Here is a 16,772-nt window from a genome sequence, read left to right as displayed (position 1 = left end):
GACAGTGCTGGCTGTCCCTCACCTCGGTCCTCTGCGCGCTGTCCCCCATCCCGGCCTTCCCCCGCTAAGCGGGGGAAGGAGACGCTGCCACATGCTGACACCGAATTCGCATGTTGCAGCATCTTCCTCCCCCTTGTATGGGGGAGGACTGAGGTGGGGGACAAACGACCTCGCACTTGAGAGGACTGAGGTGGGGGACAAACGACCTCGCACGCAAAGCGCCTTAAATTGACGCCATCATCTGCTCTAACTTCTCTTGCGCATCAAGCCACGCCATTTCGACCTCTTCCAGCGCCGATTTACTCTCTGCCTGCTGCTGCAGCGCGGCGGTTAAATCGGCTTTGCGGCTTTGATCGTAAATAGCGCTGTCGGAAAGCTGCGCTTCAGCGTCAGCCAACTGGCTTTGCCATTTGCTCATCTGCTTTTCCAGCTTCTCGATCTCTTTACGCAGCGGCTGAGTTTGGCTACGCAATTCGGCATCACGGCGCTTTTGATCTTTACGCGACTGCGCGCTGTTGACGTTATCCTGCTTGGGCGCGCTATCTTGTTGCGCCTGCTGCTTCTGCAAATCGCTCAACCATTGCTGGTAATCTTCCAGATCGCCCGGGAAAACATCAACTTTACCGTCATGAACTAAATAGAGATCGTCGGTGGTGGCGCGGAGCAGGTGACGATCGTGCGACACCACCACTAGCGCGCCTTCAAAGTCGATCAATGCTTCAGTCAGCGCTTGACGCATGTCTAAATCAAGGTGGTTGGTCGGTTCATCAAGCAACAGCAGGTTAGGGCGCTGCCAGACAATCAGTGCCAACACCAGACGCGCTTTTTCACCGCCAGAGAAGCGTTCAGTGATTTCACTGACTTTATCGCCCTGGAAACCAAAGCCGCCTAAATAATCACGCAACTGCTGTTCCAATACCTTGGGCGCAATGCGGGAGAGATGTTGCAATGGCGATTCATCGGCGCGCAAAAATTCCAACTGATGCTGAGCGAAGTAGCCCAGTTTGATGCCTTTTGCTAAACCAATCTGACCTTGAAGCGCATCCAGTTCGCCTGCCAATAGCTTAATCAGCGTTGATTTACCCGCGCCATTACGGCCCAGTAAACCGATGCGCGAACCCGGCACCAGGTTCAGTTTGATGGCGTCAAGAATGATGCGATCACCATAGCCGGCGGTGACTTTCTCCATTTTGAGTAATGGATTCGGCAAGCTTTCCGGTGGACGGAAACTGAAGGTGAACGGGTTATCCACGTGCGCAGGCGCAATCATCTCCATGCGTTCCAGCATTTTGATGCGGCTTTGCGCCTGTTTAGCTTTAGATGCTTTGGCGCGGAAGCGATCAATGTAGCTGTGTAAATGCGCCACCTTTTCTTGCTGGCTTTCATACAGCGACTGCTGCTGTGCCAGTTTGGCGACGCGCTGACGCTCAAACGACGTGTAATTGCCGGTATATTCAAACAACGATTGCTGTTCAATATGGATGATCTTGTCCACAACGGGATCGAGGAAATCACGGTCATGGGAAATCAGGATCAGCGTGCCTTCATAGCTTTTAAGCCAGCGCTCCAGCCAAATCACCGCGTCAAGATCGAGGTGGTTTGTTGGTTCATCCAGCAGCAGCAAATCAGAGCGGCAAATCAGCGCTTGTGCCAGGTTGAGGCGCATACGCCAGCCACCGGAGAAGTCGCTTACCGGACGTTGCAATTGTTCCTGACTAAAGCCCAAACCGTGCAGCAGACTTGAGGCGCGAGCCGGTATGCTCCACGCCTGAACCGCATCCAGTTTGCCGTGCAAAAGCGCAATGGCGTTGCCATCGTTGCGTGCATTCGCGTCAGCTAATTCAGATTCAAGCTGGCGGAATTCGCGATCGCCATCAATAACGTAGTCAAGAGCCGGTTTGCTCAAGGCAGGTGTTTCCTGATTAACCCAGGCCAATGCCCAGTTACCAGGAAAGGTCATGCTGCCGGCATCGCTGGTGATCTCACCTTTTAGCAGCGACAGCAGTGTGGATTTACCACAGCCGTTTTTCCCCACTAATCCGACTTTCTGTCCAGGATTGATGGTGGCGGTGGCATTGTCGAGCAAGACGCGGATGCCGCGGCGTATTTGTAAGGCTGAAAAGACAATCATAAGCGCCGTATCGTCAGAATATGTTAATTTACAGGCAACATAATAAGATTTTGCTGGTCGTGCATGGTAGCGGAAAAGCGCACCAATGACGACGATTTGGAGGGTAACGATGTCGCAGCCACCGAAGATTTTGCTGCTTTACGCCCACCCGGAATCACAGGATTCGGTTGCTAATCGGATTTTGCTGCAACCGGCTCAGGCAATGGAACATGTCACGGTTCGCGATCTCTACGCGATCTATCCGGACTTTTTTATTGATATTCACCGCGAGCAAGAACTCTTGCGTGAACATCAGGTCATTGTTTTTCAACACCCACTTTATACTTATAGCTGTCCATCGCTGCTGAAAGAGTGGCTGGATCGCGTATTGTCGCGCGGGTTTGCCAATGGTATCGATGGCAATGCGCTGGAAGGGAAATATTGGCGCAGCGTGGTGACGACCGGGGAACCTGAAGGCGCTTTTCAAAGCCAGGGCCTGAATCGCTATCGCATGAATGACATCATGCTGCCGTTTGAGCTGACCGCGCAGATGTGCAGTATGCACTGGATGCCACCGATGATTATCTATTGGGCGCGCCGCCAGAATCCCGAGTTGATGAAAAATTATGCCCGCGCCTATGGCGATTGGCTGGCAGCACCGCTGTCGAATGGAGGGTTGTAATGGGAGGACAAACGCTGCTGACCGCAGGAGTGATTTATCTGGTTGCGGCGGTGCTGATTGTACCCGTGGCGGCTCGCCTCGGTATTGGTGCAGTTTTGGGGTATTTGGTGGCGGGCATCGCTATCGGCCCGTGGGGGTTAGGATTTATTAGCGACGTCGAAGAAATTCTGCATTTCTCCGAACTTGGCGTTGTTTTCCTGATGTTTATCATTGGGCTGGAGCTGAACCCTTCAAAGCTTTGGTCACTTCGTCGATCAATCTTTGGCGTAGGCGCCGCTCAGGTTATCTTCTCAGCCGCGATTCTTGGCACGCTGCTCTGGTTGAGTCATTTTGACTGGCAAGCTGCAGTGATTGGCGGGATTGGTTTAGCCATGTCCTCCACCGCAATGGCATTGCAGTTGATGCGTGACAAAGGCATGAACCGCAGCGAGTCAGGGCAGCTGGGCTTTTCTGTGCTGCTATTTCAGGACATCGCGGTTATTCCAGCGCTGGCATTGATTCCTCTTTTAGCCGGAACCGACAGCGGACACATCGACTGGCTAAAACTTGGCATGAAAGTGCTGGCGTTTGCGGGCATGTTGATTGGTGGCCGCTATTTGCTGCGCCCGATATTCCGTTACATCGCCGCTTCGGGCGTGCGTGAGGTGTTTACTGCCGCGTCGCTGCTGTTGGTGCTGGGATCAGCGCTGTTTATGGACGCGCTGGGTTTGTCTATGGCGCTTGGCACATTCATCGCCGGGATCCTGCTGGCGGAAAGCGAATATCGCCATGAGCTGGAAGTGGCTATTGATCCCTTCAAAGGCTTGCTGCTGGGCTTGTTCTTTATTTCCGTGGGCATGGCGTTAAACCTTGGCGTGCTTTATACCCATATCTTTACCATCTTACTCGGCGTGCTGATTCTGGTAGTGGTTAAAACGCTGGTGCTGTATGTGTTGGGCAGAATGTTCGGCTTGCGCAGTTCAGAGCGTCAGCAGTTTGCCGGTGTGTTAAGTCAAGGCGGTGAATTCGCCTTCGTGCTCTTTTCCGCCGCTTCATCGGCAAAATTGTTCTCTGGCGATCAGCTGCCGTTGCTGCTGGTGACAGTAACCTTATCAATGATGACCACGCCGCTGCTGATGAAAGGAATTGATCGGCTACTGGCGCGCCGTTTCAACGAAACGGATGAGAATGCAGAGAAGCATTTTGTTGAAGACGACCAGCCGCAGGTAATTGTGGTCGGTTTTGGACGTTTTGGTCAGGTTATCGGACGCTTGTTGATGGCTAATAACAAGCGGATTACCGTTTTGGAACGTGACATCAGCGCGGTCAGCCTGATGCGCAAATATGGTTACAAGGTTTATTACGGTGATGCAACTGAGCTGGAGTTGCTGCGTGCAGCAGGTGCAGCCAGCGCCCAATCCATTGTGATTACCTGTAATGAACCCGAAGACACTATGACTATTGTTCATCTTTGCCAACAGCATTTTCCGCAGTTGCAGATTTTGGCGCGCGCGCGTGGACGTGTTGAAGCTCACGAACTGCTACTGTCAGGCGTGACACAATTCTCACGTGAGACGTTCTCCAGTGCGCTGGAGCTGGGCCGTAAGGCATTAATGTCGTTAGGCATGCATCCACATCAGGCACAGCGCGCGCAGCTGCACTTCCGTCGTTTGGATATGCGCATGTTACGTGAGCTTATGCCTAACCATGCGGACAGCGCGCAGGTTTCTCGTGTTCGTGAGGCGCGTCGTGAACTGGAAGATATCTTCCGCCGCGAGATGCAACAGGAGAAGCGTCAGCTGGATGGTTGGGATGATGACGAGTAAAAAGACAACACAGGCAGGACACAATGCGTAAACGATTTATTGCTGGTGCGGTCTGTCCGCACTGTCAGGAAAAAGACACGCTAGCGATGTGGCGTGAAAATAATGTTGATGTGGTTGAGTGTGTAAAATGCGGCCATCAGATGCGTGAGGCTGATAAGCAGGCTCGCGATCAGGTTCGCAGCAATGAACAAGTTATTGGAATTTTCCATCCTGAGTAGCGGAATGGCGCAGCTTTTTTTAAGCTTGAACTTACAGCGGGATTGAATTCCGTTACAATTGGCGCCATTAACGCTGAGGTCGCGAGAGAAAGTAAAACCCTCTCGTACCCAGCCCCGAACCTTTCTGGTTGGTGTTATTGCACGCAAAAATAGACCAATGAGACGGGATCTCAGCTCTCAACGGTTAGGAGATATCATGAAAGTAGCAAAAGACCTGGTGGTAAGCCTGGCCTATCAGGTACGTACAGAAGACGGCGTGTTGGTTGACGAGTCACCGGTGAGTGCACCGTTGGACTATCTGCACGGTCATGGTTCCCTGATTTCTGGTCTGGAAAACGCATTGGAAAATCACGTAGCAGGCGATAAGTTTGACGTGCATATTCCCGCTAACGATGCGTATGGTCAGTACGATGACAACCTGGTTCAGCGTGTACCAAAAGATGTATTTATGGGCGTTGACGAACTGCAGGTTGGCATGCGCTTCCTGGCAGAAACCGATCAAGGTCCCGTTCCGGTTGAAATCACCGAAGTGGAAGACGATCACGTCGTGGTCGACGGTAACCACATGCTGGCGGGTCAGAACCTGAACTTCAATGTTGAAGTGGTAGCGATTCGTGAAGCAACGCCGGAAGAATTGGCTCATGGCCACGTTCACGGTGCTGATGGTCATCATCACGACCATGATCACGACCATGACCATGACCACGGTAAAGGTGGTTGCGGTACGGGCGGTTGTGGCTGCAGCCACTAAGTAAAGCGTGATAAAAAGGCCACCTTCGGGTGGCCTTTCTTTTGGTATCGTAAGGGCTTGTCTCGTGACTGCGCGGGCCGCGCCAGACTTAATAATGAGGTGGCGGTGTTTCTTCCGATTGCGAAGCAATCATTGATGGCGCGCTGGCTTTCAGTTTATCCAGTAATATGCGCATCTGTTCGCGCATTTTTACCATTTCCAATTCGTGTTGCACCACGGTGGTGTTCAGTTGATCAATGGTCATTTCCTGAAAGGCCAGTTTGCTTTCCAGCGTTTCGAGACGTTGTTCCCACTCTGATTGTTGCATGACCCCTCCTCATAATATGGGTGATGTGATTGGCTAAGGGCGTGATTCTACGGCCTGACGGCACAGAATTACCCGATTTTTTACCATTCTCTGGCGTTACGCTTGAAAAAGCACATTACGGCATCATCTCTGATGAAACTTCCTGTCGCAAAAAAGGTCGGAGGTTAACCGGGTAATTACGTTGTGGGAGTGTTCGCCACTGCCACGTACAGTTATAGTGTGGGCCCTCAAGTCTGCAATGATTCCCGAGGTTAGAGGCTTCGGTTTTGGAGAAAGGATGAAATCACTGTTAAAAGTCACATTGTTAGCTACCACCATGGCCGTCGCGCTGAATGCTCCGCTGGCAATGGCTGCAGAAACTGCCGCTGCACCAGCAGCAGCAGCGACGTCTGCACCTCAGGCTCCAAAAAATGCGGCCTTCAAAAATGAAGATCAGCAATCCGCTTACGCGCTGGGCGCCTCGTTGGGTCGCTACATGGACAACTCCCTGAAGGAGCAGGAAAAACTGGGCATCAAACTGGATAAAGATCAGCTGATTTCTGGTGTTCAGGATGCGTTTGGTGGCAAAAGCAAACTGTCCGATGAAGAAATTGAGCAGACTCTGCAAGCATTCGAAGGCCGCGTGAAAGGCGCAGCCCAAGCGAAGATGGAAAAAGACGCGAAAGAAAATGCCGATAAAGGCGACGCTTATGCGACCAAATTTGCTAAAGAAAGCGGTGTGAAGAAGACTGAAAGTGGTCTGCTGTATAAAGTCGAGAAAGAAGGTACCGGTGACGCACCGAAAGACAGCGACACTGTGGTTGTGAACTACAAAGGTACATTGACTGACGGTACTGAGTTCGACAACTCTTATACACGTGGCGAGCCGCTGTCATTCCGTTTAGACGGCGTGATTCCAGGCTGGACCGAAGGTCTGAAGCACGTGAAAAAAGGTGGCAAGATCAAACTGGTTATCCCACCGCAGTTGGCTTACGGTAAAAACGGCGTTCCGGGTATTCCGGCAAACTCCACGCTGGTATTTGATGTAGAACTGCTCGACATCAAACCTGCACCTAAAGCAGATGAAAAAGCGCAGGCTCCTGCGGCTGACGCGAAAAAATCGCAGTAATCTGTTCACCGCCGCCTTCGGGCGGCGGTTTCATTTCCGCATCACCACAAACCTCTGGCATAAGCGGGCGACATTTGCCAGACTAGCGCCTGCATAACTATCCCAATATTGAGTCTGCCCTGCAGCGCTGTGACAGGCTCCAGCCACTTAGGGTGATGTCTTCAATGTCTAATCCATTCAATCCCGGCGAACTAAGCGACTTCGATCTTCTGGAGCAGCGTCCGTTCGAACAAAGCGATTACGATATCTTAAAGTCGTACGAGGCCGTTGTTGATGGTCTGGCGATGTTAATTGGCTCGCATTGCGAAATTGTCCTGCATTCTCTGGAAGACCTGAAATGTTCCGCCGTGCGCATCGCAAATGGTGAGCACACGGGACGTAAAGTGGGATCGCCGATTACCGATCTGGCGCTGCGCATGCTGCACGATATGCACGGCGCAGACAGCAACGTTTCCCGCGCCTATTTCACACGCGCCAAGAGTGGCGTGCTAATGAAATCGGTGACTATTGCCATTCGTAATCGCCAGCAACGTGTCATCGGTTTGTTGTGTATCAACATGAATCTGGATGTGCCGTTCTCGCAAATCATGTCGACATTTATGCCGCCCGAAATGCAGCAGGTTGATTCGAATGTTAACTTTGCCAGCTCAGTGGACGATTTGGTGATGCAAACGCTGGAGTTCACTATTGAAGAAGTGAGCGCAGATCGTAACGTTTCAAACAATGCTAAGAATCGCCAGATAGTATTGAATCTGTACGAGAAAGGTATTTTTGACATTAAAGATGCCATCAACCAGGTCGCCGATCGCCTTAATATCTCAAAGCATACGGTTTACCTTTATATTCGCCAGTTCAAGAATGGCGATTTTCAGGGACAGGATCGTTGATGCGCTACACCTTGTTGGTGACAGGTCCTGCCTATGGTACGCAGCAAGCCAGCAGTGCGCTGCTGTTTGCCCGGGCGTTATTAGCGGCAGGGCATCACCTGGAAAGCGTCTTCTTTTATCGCGAAGGTGTGTTGAACGCTAATCAGCTCACTGCACCGGCAAATGATGAATATGATCTGGTGCGGGCCTGGCAGAAGCTAAGTAATGAAGAGGGCGTGGTATTGAACATTTGTGTGGCGGCGGCATTGCGACGCGGTGTAGCCGATGCGCAAGAGGCGGAGCGTTTACAGCTTTCAGGAAATAATCTGCAGCCCGGTTTTGAGTTAAGTGGTTTGGGTGCGCTGGCAGAAGCTGCATTGAGCTGCGACCGTCTGGTGCAATTTTAACAAGGTGCTTCTTTAATGAATCGCGTGGCTTTTGTTTTTACTCGCGGCCCACATGGTAGCAGTGCAGGGCGAGAAGGTTTAGATGCGGCATTGGCCACCGCTGCGCTCAGCGATCAGGTCGGCCTGTTTTTTATAGGTGATGGCGTGCTGCAATTAATGATGAACCAGCAACCTGATGCGATTCTTAGTCGTCACTATGCTGCAACGTTCGGCGTGCTAGCACTCTATGATATTGAACACTGCTATCTTTGCCTGGATTCCCTCAAGACGCGGGGACTGGCTGCTGAGCAATCGCGCATATTGGATGTAGAACTCGTTGCCGCTGCTGCGCTGCGTCAAAAGCTGGCACAGTATGATCGCATTCTGACTTTTTAAGAGAGACTCATGCTGCACACCTTGATGCATTCTCCTGCTTATAGCGATCTTGATACCTTACTTTTGCTCCTTAACGCTGAAGATGATGTCTTGCTCATGCAGGATGGTGTTTTCGCTGCATTGAATGGAAGTCGGGCGCTGGCACGGCTGTTAAGCACACCAGCAACCTTGTGGGTATTGGAAGAAGACCTGATGGCGCGCGGCCTGGCTGAACAAACTTCAACCAAAATACAGCCAGTGAACTATAATGGTTTCGTCGCGCTGACAGAAAAGCATTCACAACAAATGACCTGGTAATGAGGTAAAACCTGGTTATTTCTTGACACCCCTTTGACTCAGCCCTAAAATTCTGCCTCCTCGTAATTCTACGAGGCGATTTATTACGTGTTTACGAAGCAAAAGCAAATCCAGGAGCTATTTAATGGCAACAGTTAACCAGCTGGTTCGCAAACCACGCGTCCGCAAAGTTGCAAAGAGCAACGTGCCGGCGCTGGAAGCTTGCCCGCAAAAACGTGGCGTTTGTACTCGTGTGTACACCACCACTCCTAAGAAACCAAACTCCGCACTGCGTAAAGTCTGCCGTGTGCGTTTGACCAACGGTTTTGAAGTTACCTCCTACATTGGTGGTGAAGGTCATAACCTGCAGGAACACTCCGTGATCCTGATCCGTGGCGGTCGTGTAAAAGACCTGCCAGGTGTGCGTTACCACACCGTTCGTGGCGCGCTTGACTGCTCAGGTGTTAAAGACCGTAAGCAGGCTCGCTCCAAGTACGGCGTGAAGAAGCCAAAGGCTTAATGGTTCTCCGTTAAGTAAGGCCAAACGTTTTAAATTAAATGTCAAAATAAACTCATAGAGTTTTGGACAATCCTGAATTAACAACGGAGTATTTCCATGCCACGTCGTCGCGTCATTGGTCAGCGTAAAATTCTGCCAGATCCTAAGTTCGGATCAGAGCTGCTGGCCAAATTTGTAAATATCCTGATGGTAGATGGTAAAAAATCTACTGCAGAAACAATCGTTTATACCGCTCTTGAGACCCTGGCTCAACGTTCTGGTAAAAACTCCCTGGAAGCTTTTGAAGTAGCCCTCGAAAACGTGCGTCCGACTGTCGAAGTTAAGTCACGTCGCGTTGGTGGTTCTACTTACCAAGTACCAGTAGAAGTCCGTCCGGTTCGTCGTAATGCTCTGGCAATGCGTTGGATCGTAGATGCTGCTCGTAAACGCGGTGATAAATCTATGGCTCTCCGCCTGGCGAACGAACTTTCTGATGCTGCAGAGAACAAAGGTACTGCAGTTAAGAAACGTGAAGACGTTCACCGCATGGCAGAAGCCAACAAGGCGTTCGCTCACTACCGCTGGTAATAGCCACGTAGTTGTTGTTAAACCAGCGGGCGCTCAAAAAGCTAACCCGCTGGGTTCAACTTACTTTGAACGTCCGAGAATCAGAGGAATCAAATGGCTCGTAAAACACCCATTGCTCGCTACCGTAATATCGGTATCAGTGCGCACATCGACGCCGGTAAGACTACCACTACCGAACGCGTTCTGTTCTACACCGGTGTAAACCACAAAATCGGTGAAGTACATGACGGCGCAGCAACCATGGACTGGATGGAGCAGGAACAGGAACGTGGTATTACCATCACTTCCGCTGCGACCACCTGTTACTGGTCTGGTATGGCCAAGCAGTTTGAACCACACCACATCAACATCATCGACACCCCAGGACACGTTGACTTCACCATCGAAGTTGAACGTTCTATGCGTGTGCTTGATGGCGCGGTAATGGTTTACTGTGCAGTTGGTGGCGTTCAGCCACAGTCTGAGACCGTATGGCGTCAGGCTAACAAATATAAAGTTCCACGCATTGCGTTCGTTAACAAAATGGACCGCATGGGTGCTAACTTCCTGAAAGTTGTTAAGCAGATGGAAGTTCGTCTGGGCGCAACTCCAGTTCCTCTGCAGCTGGCTATCGGCGCAGAAGAGAAATTCACCGGTGTTGTTGACCTGGTGAAAATGAAAGCAATCAACTGGAACGACGCAGACCAGGGTGTAACCTTCGACTACGAAGATATTCCAGCTGATATGCAGGAACTGGCTGAAGAATGGCATGCGAAACTGGTTGAAGCCGCTGCTGAAGGCTCTGATGAGCTGATGGAGAAATTCTTCGGTGGTGAAGAACTGACTGAAGAAGAGATCAAAACATCTCTGCGTAAGCGTGTTCTGAACAACGAAATTATCCTGGTAACCTGTGGTTCTGCATTTAAGAACAAAGGTGTTCAGGCGATGCTGGATGCAGTTGTTGAATATCTGCCAGCACCGACTGACGTTACCGCGATCAACGGTATGCTGGACGACGGTAAAGACACGCCGGCTGTTCGTCACTCTGATGACAACGAGCCGTTTGCTGCACTGGCGTTCAAAATCGCTACCGACCCGTTCGTGGGTAACTTAACCTTCTTCCGCGTTTACTCTGGTGTTGTTAACACGGGTGACACCGTGTTCAACCCGGTTAAGTCAAACCGTGAGCGTCTGGGCCGTATCGTTCAGATGCACGCTAACAAGCGTGAAGAGATTAAAGAAGTTCGTGCGGGTGATATCGCAGCTGCGATCGGCCTGAAAGATGTGACCACTGGTGACACCCTGTGTGACCCAGATAACGTCATCATCCTTGAGCGCATGGAGTTCCCGGAGCCGGTAATCTCTATCGCCGTTGAGCCAAAAACCAAAGCTGACCAGGAAAAAATGGGTCTGGCTCTGGGCCGTCTGGCAAAAGAAGACCCATCATTCCGCGTATGGACTGATGAAGAATCTAACCAGACCATCATCGCCGGTATGGGTGAATTGCACCTCGACATCATCGTTGACCGTATGAAGCGTGAGTTCAACGTTGAAGCAAACGTGGGTAAACCACAGGTTGCTTACCGTGAAGCGATTCGCAACAAAGTTACCGATGTTGAAGGTAAACACGCCAAGCAGTCTGGTGGTCGTGGTCAGTATGGTCATGTTGTTATCGACATGTACCCACTGGAGCCAGGTTCGAACCCGAAAGGCTACGAATTTGTCAACGACATCAAAGGTGGTGTGATTCCTGGTGAATACATCCCTGCGGTTGACAAAGGTATCCAGGAGCAGCTGAAATCAGGCCCTCTGGCTGGTTACCCGGTTGTGGATCTGGGCGTGCGTCTGCACTTCGGTTCTTACCACGATGTCGACTCCTCAGAGCTGGCGTTTAAACTGGCCGCGTCTATTGCCTTCAAACAAGGCTTTAAACAAGCGACACCTGTTCTGCTTGAACCTATCATGAAGGTTGAAGTTGAAACGCCAGAAGAGAACACGGGTGATGTCATCGGTGACCTTAGCCGTCGTCGTGGTATGCTCAAAGGGCAGGAATCTAACGCTACTGGCGTTCAGATTCACGCTGAAGTTCCGTTGTCTGAGATGTTCGGATACGCAACTCAGCTGCGTTCTCTGACCAAAGGTCGTGCTTCTTACTCCATGGAGTTCTTGAAGTATGACGATGCGCCGAACAACGTAGCGCAGGCCGTTATTGAAGCTCGTAGCAAATAAGGCTACGGTTTAAATTTGAACTGATGCCTTCATCCAAATGATGAAGGCATAACGTAAGGAATTATCGCCATGGCGAAAGAGCAATTTCAGCGTAACAAACTGCACGTAAACGTGGGCACCATCGGTCACGTCGACCACGGTAAAACCACTCTGACTGCAGCAATCACTACCGTTCTGTCTAAAACTTACGGCGGCCAGGCTCGCGCGTTTGATCAGATCGATAACGCGCCAGAAGAGAAGGCTCGTGGTATCACCATCAACACTTCTCACGTTGAGTATGAAACCCCGACTCGTCACTACGCACACGTTGACTGCCCAGGCCACGCCGACTATGTGAAAAACATGATCACCGGTGCTGCGCAGATGGACGGCGCGATCCTGGTTGTTGCTGCGACTGACGGCCCAATGCCTCAGACCCGTGAGCACATCCTGCTGGGTCGTCAGGTTGGCGTTCCTTACATCATCGTGTTCCTGAACAAGTGCGACATGGTTGATGATGAAGAGCTGCTGGAACTGGTTGAGATGGAAGTCCGTGATCTGCTGACTCAGTATGATTTCCCAGGCGACGATACTCCAATCGTTCGTGGTTCTGCTCTGAAAGCGCTGCAAGGCGAAGCTGAGTGGGAAGAGAAAATCATCGAACTGGCTGGATTCCTGGATACCTACATCCCAGAGCCAGAGCGTGCAATTGACAAGCCGTTCCTGCTGCCAATCGAAGACGTATTCTCAATCTCTGGCCGTGGTACTGTTGTTACCGGTCGTGTTGAGCGCGGCATCGTTAAAGTCGGCGACGAAGTTGAAATCGTTGGTATCAAAGATACCGTGAAATCAACCTGTACCGGCGTTGAAATGTTCCGCAAATTGCTGGATCAGGGTCAGGCTGGCGAAAACTGTGGTGTTCTGCTGCGCGGTATCAAGCGTGAAGACATCCAGCGTGGACAGGTTCTGGCTAAGCCAGGCTCAATCAAGCCACACACCCAGTTCGAATCAGAAGTTTATATTCTGTCGAAAGACGAAGGCGGCCGTCATACTCCGTTCTTCAAAGGCTACCGTCCACAGTTCTACTTCCGTACAACTGACGTGACTGGCTCAGTAGAGCTGCCAGAAGGCGTTGAGATGGTAATGCCGGGCGACAACATCAAAATGGTTGTTACCCTGATTCACCCAATCGCAATGGACGACGGTCTGCGCTTCGCAATCCGTGAAGGCGGCCGTACCGTTGGTGCGGGCGTTGTTGCTAAAGTTATCGCTTAATTGTGATTGCTTAAGTGGCTGTGTATTGCAGCCACTATGCAGAAAGAGCACTTCGGTGCTCTTTTTTTTGCTCTTTTTCTAATTACCCCACAAAGCCTGGGTTTGAAATAAAAACTATTCGCATTTACACTACGTATAGAAAATGTACCAGAGTGAAGAGTAAATGTACGTCTGCCTGTGCAATGCCATCAGCGATAAAACTATCCGTGAAGCGGTTCGCCGCTACCAGCCAAAATCTATCCAGCAACTGCGCCAAATTGTTCCCGTGGGGAAGCAATGCGGGAAGTGTATTCGTGCCACACGTGAAATAATGGACGAAGAGATGCAGCTTGTACCGCTGTATAAAGAAGCTATTTAAATTGCTGTTTTAAATTCCTGCTAAATACCCACAATATTTGTCGCGTTTTTTTGACTTCTTTTTATACGCATCTACGCTCAAGATAACTGGAAGCGGAGGAAGCAAAATGAAGGGCGACGTCAAAATCATAAGTCATCTCAATAAATTGCTGGGAAATGAATTGGTTGCTATCAATCAGTATTTTCTTCATGCGCGTATGTTTAAAAATTGGGGCCTGATACGCCTCAATGATGTTGAATATCATGAATCAATAGATGAGATGAAACATGCGGACAAGTACATTGAGCGAATTTTGTTCCTTGAAGGTATACCCAACTTACAAGATCTAGGCAGACTTCGAATTGGCGAAGATGTTCCTGAAATGTTGAGCTCAGATTTGGCTCTTGAACTTGAGGGAGCGAAGGATTTGCGTGAAGCCATTACCTACGCAGATAAAATCCATGATTACGTTAGCCGCGATATGATGATTGAAATTTTAGCTGAAGAAGAACATCACATTGACTGGCTAGAGACGGAACTCGATCTGATACAAAAATTGGGTATTCAAAATTACCTACTGGCACAAATAAAAGACGAATGAATCTGACTCAAACCAACACTACGCCAAGCCCGCGAATCATTGAAGATACGAAATCGCGGGCTTGTTAAGTGGTTAATCTTTTTAGCCTGCCAAAAAATTCCTCATTAAAATCTCTGCATATTTTCGCTGCAGCACGCAGCTGCATCAGAACAGGTATAGAGAAATTCACCTTAAGCTACCCATCAAATCACCCCTTCTTATGTTACCAGCCATGCAAAAGGGAGGAGTGAGCGGATAATATTTTCGTGAGAATGGGGGTTATAACAAGAACGCGGGTTGCTTCCTGAACAGATTTACGTATAATGCGCGGGCCTGCCGACATTGGTAGGCGCGATTCGAGCAGAATCGTAGACGGCAGAATTTTGGGCCGTCTGACAATACTCCCAATTGGGGAGTTATATGCTGAACGATTACACTCTCCCATCAATCGTAATGGGTTCGAGTAGTAATTTTTTTCGTCTATAAAAAGTTTGGAGCTCTGGTCTCATGCAGAACCAAAGAATCCGTATCCGTCTTAAAGCGTTTGATCATCGTCTGATCGATCAATCAACCGCGGAAATCGTTGAGACCGCCAAGCGCACTGGTGCGCAGGTTCGTGGTCCGATCCCGCTGCCAACCCGCAAAGAGCGTTTTACCGTTCTGATCTCTCCGCACGTTAACAAAGATGCGCGTGATCAGTACGAAATTCGCACTCACAAGCGTCTGGTAGACATCGTTGAGCCAACTGAAAAAACCGTTGATGCTCTGATGCGTCTGGATCTGGCTGCCGGTGTTGACGTGCAGATCAGCCTGGGTTAATCAGGTCATCGAGCGATTGAGAGGTTGAAACAATGATTGGTTTAGTCGGTAAAAAAGTGGGCATGACCCGCATCTTCACTGAAGATGGCGTATCTATCCCCGTCACCGTAATCGAAGTTGAAGCGAACCGCGTTACTCAGGTTAAAGCCCTGCAGAACGATGGTTACCAGGCAATTCAGGTTACCACCGGTGCTAAAAAAGCAAACCGTGTGAACAAACCTGAAGCTGGTCATTTTGCTAAAGCTGGCGTAGAAGCTGGCCGTGGCCTGTGGGAATTCCGCACCGCTGAAGGTGAAGAGTTTTCTGTAGGTCAGAGCATCAGCGTTGAGATTTTCGCTGAAGTTAAAAAAGTTGACGTAACTGGCACCTCTAAAGGTAAAGGTTTCGCTGGTACCGTTAAGCGCTGGAACTTCCGTACCCAGGACGCTACTCACGGTAACTCCTTGTCACACCGCGTTCCGGGTTCAATCGGTCAGAACCAGACTCCGGGCAAAGTGTTCAAAGGCAAGAAGATGGCAGGTCAGCTGGGTAACGAGCGCGTAACCGTTCAGAGCCTGGATGTAGTACGTGTTGACGCTGAGCGCAACCTGCTGCTGGTTAAAGGTGCAGTTCCCGGTGCGACCGGTAGCGACCTGATTGTTAAACCAGCTGTGAAGGCGTAAGGGGATAGCAATGGAATTAGTATTGAAAGACGCGCAGAGCGCGCTGACTGTTTCCGAAACTACCTTCGGTCGTGATTTTAACGAAGCGCTGGTTCACCAGGTTGTTGTTGCTTACGCATCAGGCGCCCGCCAGGGTACTCGCGCGCAGAAAACTCGCGCAGAAGTAACCGGTTCAGGCAAAAAGCCTTGGCGTCAGAAAGGCACCGGCCGTGCTCGTGCAGGTTCTGTTAAGAGCCCAATCTGGCGTTCAGGTGGTGTGACTTTCGCTGCGAAGCCGCAGGATCACAGTCAAAAAGTTAATAAAAAGATGTACCGCGGCGCGCTGAAAAGCATCCTGTCCGAACTGGTACGTCAAGATCGTCTGATCGTTGTCGAATCATTTGCTGTAGAAGCACCGAAAACCAAGCTGCTGGTACAGAAACTGAAAGACATGGCGCTGGAAGACGTGTTGATCATCACCGGTGAACTGGATGAGAATCTGTTCCTGGCTGCGCGTAACCTGTACAAGGTTGACGTGCGTGATGCAGCAGGTATCGATCCAGTTAGCCTGATCGCCTTCGACAAAGTCGTTATGACTGCTGATGCAGTTAAGCAAGTTGAGGAGATGCTGGCATGATCCGTGAAGAACGTCTGCTGAAAGTACTGCGCGCGCCGCATGTATCTGAAAAAGCATCTAGCGCGATGGAAAAAACCAATACCATCGTACTCAAAGTAGCTAAAGACGCGACTAAAGCAGAGATTTTTGCTGCTGTTGAGAAACTGTTCGAAGTAGAAGTTAAAGACGTAAACACCTTAGTTGTTAAAGGTAAAGTTAAGCGTCACGGACAGCGTATCGGTCGTCGTAGCGACTGGAAAAAAGCTTACGTCACCCTGAAGGAAGGCCAGAATCTGGACTTCGTCGGCGGCGCTGAGTAAGTCGG

General features: G+C 50.4%; 21 protein-coding genes. 19 read left to right on the top strand and 2 right to left on the bottom strand.

Annotation, left to right across the window (positions count from 1 at the left end; all coding sequences use genetic code 11):
* Positions 1–223 precede the first annotated feature (223 nt).
* Positions 224–2,131 carry an ABC transporter ATP-binding protein gene (locus tag SC127_RS08465; protein WP_332625965.1) on the bottom strand — a complete coding sequence of 636 codons (1,908 nt, stop codon included), beginning with the start codon at positions 2,129–2,131 and terminating at the stop codon, positions 224–226.
* Between the two features lie 109 nt (positions 2,132–2,240).
* Between SC127_RS08465 and kefG the strand changes: the two genes are divergently transcribed.
* The 4 genes from kefG to slyD all read left to right on the top strand — a co-directional run bounded on the left by kefG (position 2,241) and on the right by slyD (position 5,566).
* Positions 2,241–2,792: a glutathione-regulated potassium-efflux system ancillary protein KefG gene (kefG, locus tag SC127_RS08460; RefSeq protein ID WP_243079833.1), complete on the top strand. Its 552-nt coding sequence runs from the start codon at positions 2,241–2,243 to the stop codon at positions 2,790–2,792.
* Positions 2,792–4,597, top strand: coding sequence for a glutathione-regulated potassium-efflux system protein KefB (gene kefB, locus SC127_RS08455; protein WP_215845412.1), 1,806 nt, complete (start codon positions 2,792–2,794; stop codon positions 4,595–4,597). The genes kefG and kefB overlap by 1 nt, the downstream gene beginning before the upstream one ends.
* 23 nt (positions 4,598–4,620) lie before the next feature.
* Positions 4,621–4,815, top strand: coding sequence for a YheV family putative zinc ribbon protein (locus SC127_RS08450; RefSeq protein WP_006120567.1), 195 nt, complete (start codon positions 4,621–4,623; stop codon positions 4,813–4,815).
* Between the two features lie 196 nt (positions 4,816–5,011).
* Positions 5,012–5,566 (top strand): peptidylprolyl isomerase, encoded by a 555-nt coding sequence (gene slyD / locus SC127_RS08445; protein WP_054632984.1) that lies wholly within the window; start codon positions 5,012–5,014, stop codon positions 5,564–5,566.
* Positions 5,567–5,654: 88 nt separating this feature from the next.
* On the opposite strand, the gene SC127_RS08440 is transcribed toward slyD, so the two are convergent.
* On the bottom strand, positions 5,655–5,873 hold the full coding sequence (locus SC127_RS08440; RefSeq protein ID WP_215845413.1) for a SlyX family protein: 219 nt from the start codon (positions 5,871–5,873) through the stop codon (positions 5,655–5,657).
* A 277-nt stretch (positions 5,874–6,150) separates the two neighbouring features.
* Between SC127_RS08440 and fkpA the strand changes: the two genes are divergently transcribed.
* From fkpA to rplW, 15 genes are all read left to right on the top strand, one after another.
* Positions 6,151–6,981 carry an FKBP-type peptidyl-prolyl cis-trans isomerase gene (gene fkpA / locus SC127_RS08435; protein WP_215845414.1) on the top strand — a complete coding sequence of 277 codons (831 nt, stop codon included), beginning with the start codon at positions 6,151–6,153 and terminating at the stop codon, positions 6,979–6,981.
* A gap of 164 nt (positions 6,982–7,145) precedes the next feature.
* The gene (locus SC127_RS08430) at positions 7,146–7,868 is read left to right on the top strand and encodes a helix-turn-helix transcriptional regulator (RefSeq protein WP_193405631.1); all 723 of its coding nucleotides are present in this window, start codon (positions 7,146–7,148) and stop codon (positions 7,866–7,868) included.
* A complete protein-coding gene (tusD, locus tag SC127_RS08425; RefSeq protein WP_332625964.1) occupies positions 7,868–8,254 on the top strand; it encodes a sulfurtransferase complex subunit TusD in 387 nt (128 codons plus the stop codon). Before SC127_RS08430 ends, tusD begins: the two co-directional genes overlap by 1 nt.
* Positions 8,255–8,269: 15 nt before the next feature.
* On the top strand, positions 8,270–8,629 hold the full coding sequence (tusC, locus tag SC127_RS08420) for a sulfurtransferase complex subunit TusC (RefSeq protein ID WP_215845416.1): 360 nt from the start codon (positions 8,270–8,272) through the stop codon (positions 8,627–8,629).
* A 9-nt stretch (positions 8,630–8,638) separates the two neighbouring features.
* Positions 8,639–8,926, top strand: a complete 288-nt coding sequence (gene tusB, locus SC127_RS08415; RefSeq protein WP_243079830.1) for a sulfurtransferase complex subunit TusB — start codon at positions 8,639–8,641, stop codon at positions 8,924–8,926.
* 124 nt (positions 8,927–9,050) lie between these two features.
* Positions 9,051–9,425, top strand: coding sequence for a 30S ribosomal protein S12 (gene rpsL / locus SC127_RS08410; RefSeq protein WP_003852912.1), 375 nt, complete (start codon positions 9,051–9,053; stop codon positions 9,423–9,425).
* 96 nt (positions 9,426–9,521) lie between these two features.
* Positions 9,522–9,992 carry a 30S ribosomal protein S7 gene (rpsG, locus tag SC127_RS08405; protein WP_243079829.1) on the top strand — a complete coding sequence of 157 codons (471 nt, stop codon included), beginning with the start codon at positions 9,522–9,524 and terminating at the stop codon, positions 9,990–9,992.
* 93 nt (positions 9,993–10,085) lie between these two features.
* The gene (fusA, locus tag SC127_RS08400) at positions 10,086–12,200 is read left to right on the top strand and encodes an elongation factor G (protein WP_003852908.1); all 2,115 of its coding nucleotides are present in this window, start codon (positions 10,086–10,088) and stop codon (positions 12,198–12,200) included.
* Positions 12,201–12,269: 69 nt separating this feature from the next.
* Positions 12,270–13,454: an elongation factor Tu gene (tuf, locus tag SC127_RS08395; RefSeq protein WP_215845418.1), complete on the top strand. Its 1,185-nt coding sequence runs from the start codon at positions 12,270–12,272 to the stop codon at positions 13,452–13,454.
* A 163-nt stretch (positions 13,455–13,617) separates the two neighbouring features.
* A complete protein-coding gene (bfd, locus tag SC127_RS08390) occupies positions 13,618–13,812 on the top strand; it encodes a bacterioferritin-associated ferredoxin (protein ID WP_215845419.1) in 195 nt (64 codons plus the stop codon).
* 106 nt (positions 13,813–13,918) lie between these two features.
* Complete coding sequence (gene bfr / locus SC127_RS08385; protein ID WP_332625958.1) at positions 13,919–14,392, top strand: bacterioferritin; 474 nt, start codon at positions 13,919–13,921, stop codon at positions 14,390–14,392.
* Positions 14,393–14,878: 486 nt separating this feature from the next.
* Positions 14,879–15,190: a 30S ribosomal protein S10 gene (rpsJ, locus tag SC127_RS08380; protein WP_001181005.1), complete on the top strand. Its 312-nt coding sequence runs from the start codon at positions 14,879–14,881 to the stop codon at positions 15,188–15,190.
* A gap of 32 nt (positions 15,191–15,222) precedes the next feature.
* Positions 15,223–15,852, top strand: coding sequence for a 50S ribosomal protein L3 (gene rplC / locus SC127_RS08375; protein ID WP_243080098.1), 630 nt, complete (start codon positions 15,223–15,225; stop codon positions 15,850–15,852).
* A 10-nt stretch (positions 15,853–15,862) separates the two neighbouring features.
* A complete protein-coding gene (rplD, locus tag SC127_RS08370; protein ID WP_243080099.1) occupies positions 15,863–16,468 on the top strand; it encodes a 50S ribosomal protein L4 in 606 nt (201 codons plus the stop codon).
* Entirely contained in the window at positions 16,465–16,767 is a 303-nt protein-coding gene (rplW, locus tag SC127_RS08365; RefSeq protein ID WP_215845421.1) for a 50S ribosomal protein L23, read from the top strand. The genes rplD and rplW overlap by 4 nt, the downstream gene beginning before the upstream one ends.
* The last annotated feature ends 5 nt before the right edge of the window (positions 16,768–16,772 follow it).

The sequence above is a fragment of the Pantoea sp. T14 genome (assembly GCF_036663535.1).
Lineage (GTDB): Bacteria > Pseudomonadota > Gammaproteobacteria > Enterobacterales > Enterobacteriaceae > Pantoea > Pantoea phytostimulans.
The sequence above is the reverse complement of the archived record's forward strand: the minus strand, read 5'-3'. Positions and strand labels throughout refer to the sequence as shown.

Excerpts from the sequence above, each read along its gene's own strand:
- rplW (WP_215845421.1), top strand. The coding sequence starts at position 16,465 with ATGATCCGTGAAGAACGTCTGCTGAAAGTACTGCGCGCGCCGCATGTA.
- fkpA (WP_215845414.1), top strand. The coding sequence starts at position 6,151 with ATGAAATCACTGTTAAAAGTCACATTGTTAGCTACCACCATGGCCGTC.
- fusA (WP_003852908.1), top strand. The coding sequence starts at position 10,086 with ATGGCTCGTAAAACACCCATTGCTCGCTACCGTAATATCGGTATCAGT.
- rpsJ (WP_001181005.1), top strand. The coding sequence starts at position 14,879 with ATGCAGAACCAAAGAATCCGTATCCGTCTTAAAGCGTTTGATCATCGT.
- SC127_RS08440 (WP_215845413.1), bottom strand. The coding sequence starts at position 5,873 with ATGCAACAATCAGAGTGGGAACAACGTCTCGAAACGCTGGAAAGCAAA.
- SC127_RS08465 (WP_332625965.1), bottom strand. The coding sequence starts at position 2,131 with ATGATTGTCTTTTCAGCCTTACAAATACGCCGCGGCATCCGCGTCTTG.
- bfd (WP_215845419.1), top strand. The coding sequence starts at position 13,618 with ATGTACGTCTGCCTGTGCAATGCCATCAGCGATAAAACTATCCGTGAA.
- bfr (WP_332625958.1), top strand. The coding sequence starts at position 13,919 with ATGAAGGGCGACGTCAAAATCATAAGTCATCTCAATAAATTGCTGGGA.
- rpsL (WP_003852912.1), top strand. The coding sequence starts at position 9,051 with ATGGCAACAGTTAACCAGCTGGTTCGCAAACCACGCGTCCGCAAAGTT.
- rpsG (WP_243079829.1), top strand. The coding sequence starts at position 9,522 with ATGCCACGTCGTCGCGTCATTGGTCAGCGTAAAATTCTGCCAGATCCT.
- tusC (WP_215845416.1), top strand. The coding sequence starts at position 8,270 with ATGAATCGCGTGGCTTTTGTTTTTACTCGCGGCCCACATGGTAGCAGT.
- rplC (WP_243080098.1), top strand. The coding sequence starts at position 15,223 with ATGATTGGTTTAGTCGGTAAAAAAGTGGGCATGACCCGCATCTTCACT.
- kefB (WP_215845412.1), top strand. The coding sequence starts at position 2,792 with ATGGGAGGACAAACGCTGCTGACCGCAGGAGTGATTTATCTGGTTGCG.
- tusD (WP_332625964.1), top strand. The coding sequence starts at position 7,868 with ATGCGCTACACCTTGTTGGTGACAGGTCCTGCCTATGGTACGCAGCAA.
- SC127_RS08430 (WP_193405631.1), top strand. The coding sequence starts at position 7,146 with ATGTCTAATCCATTCAATCCCGGCGAACTAAGCGACTTCGATCTTCTG.
- SC127_RS08450 (WP_006120567.1), top strand. The coding sequence starts at position 4,621 with ATGCGTAAACGATTTATTGCTGGTGCGGTCTGTCCGCACTGTCAGGAA.
- slyD (WP_054632984.1), top strand. The coding sequence starts at position 5,012 with ATGAAAGTAGCAAAAGACCTGGTGGTAAGCCTGGCCTATCAGGTACGT.
- tuf (WP_215845418.1), top strand. The coding sequence starts at position 12,270 with ATGGCGAAAGAGCAATTTCAGCGTAACAAACTGCACGTAAACGTGGGC.
- kefG (WP_243079833.1), top strand. The coding sequence starts at position 2,241 with ATGTCGCAGCCACCGAAGATTTTGCTGCTTTACGCCCACCCGGAATCA.
- rplD (WP_243080099.1), top strand. The coding sequence starts at position 15,863 with ATGGAATTAGTATTGAAAGACGCGCAGAGCGCGCTGACTGTTTCCGAA.
- tusB (WP_243079830.1), top strand. The coding sequence starts at position 8,639 with ATGCTGCACACCTTGATGCATTCTCCTGCTTATAGCGATCTTGATACC.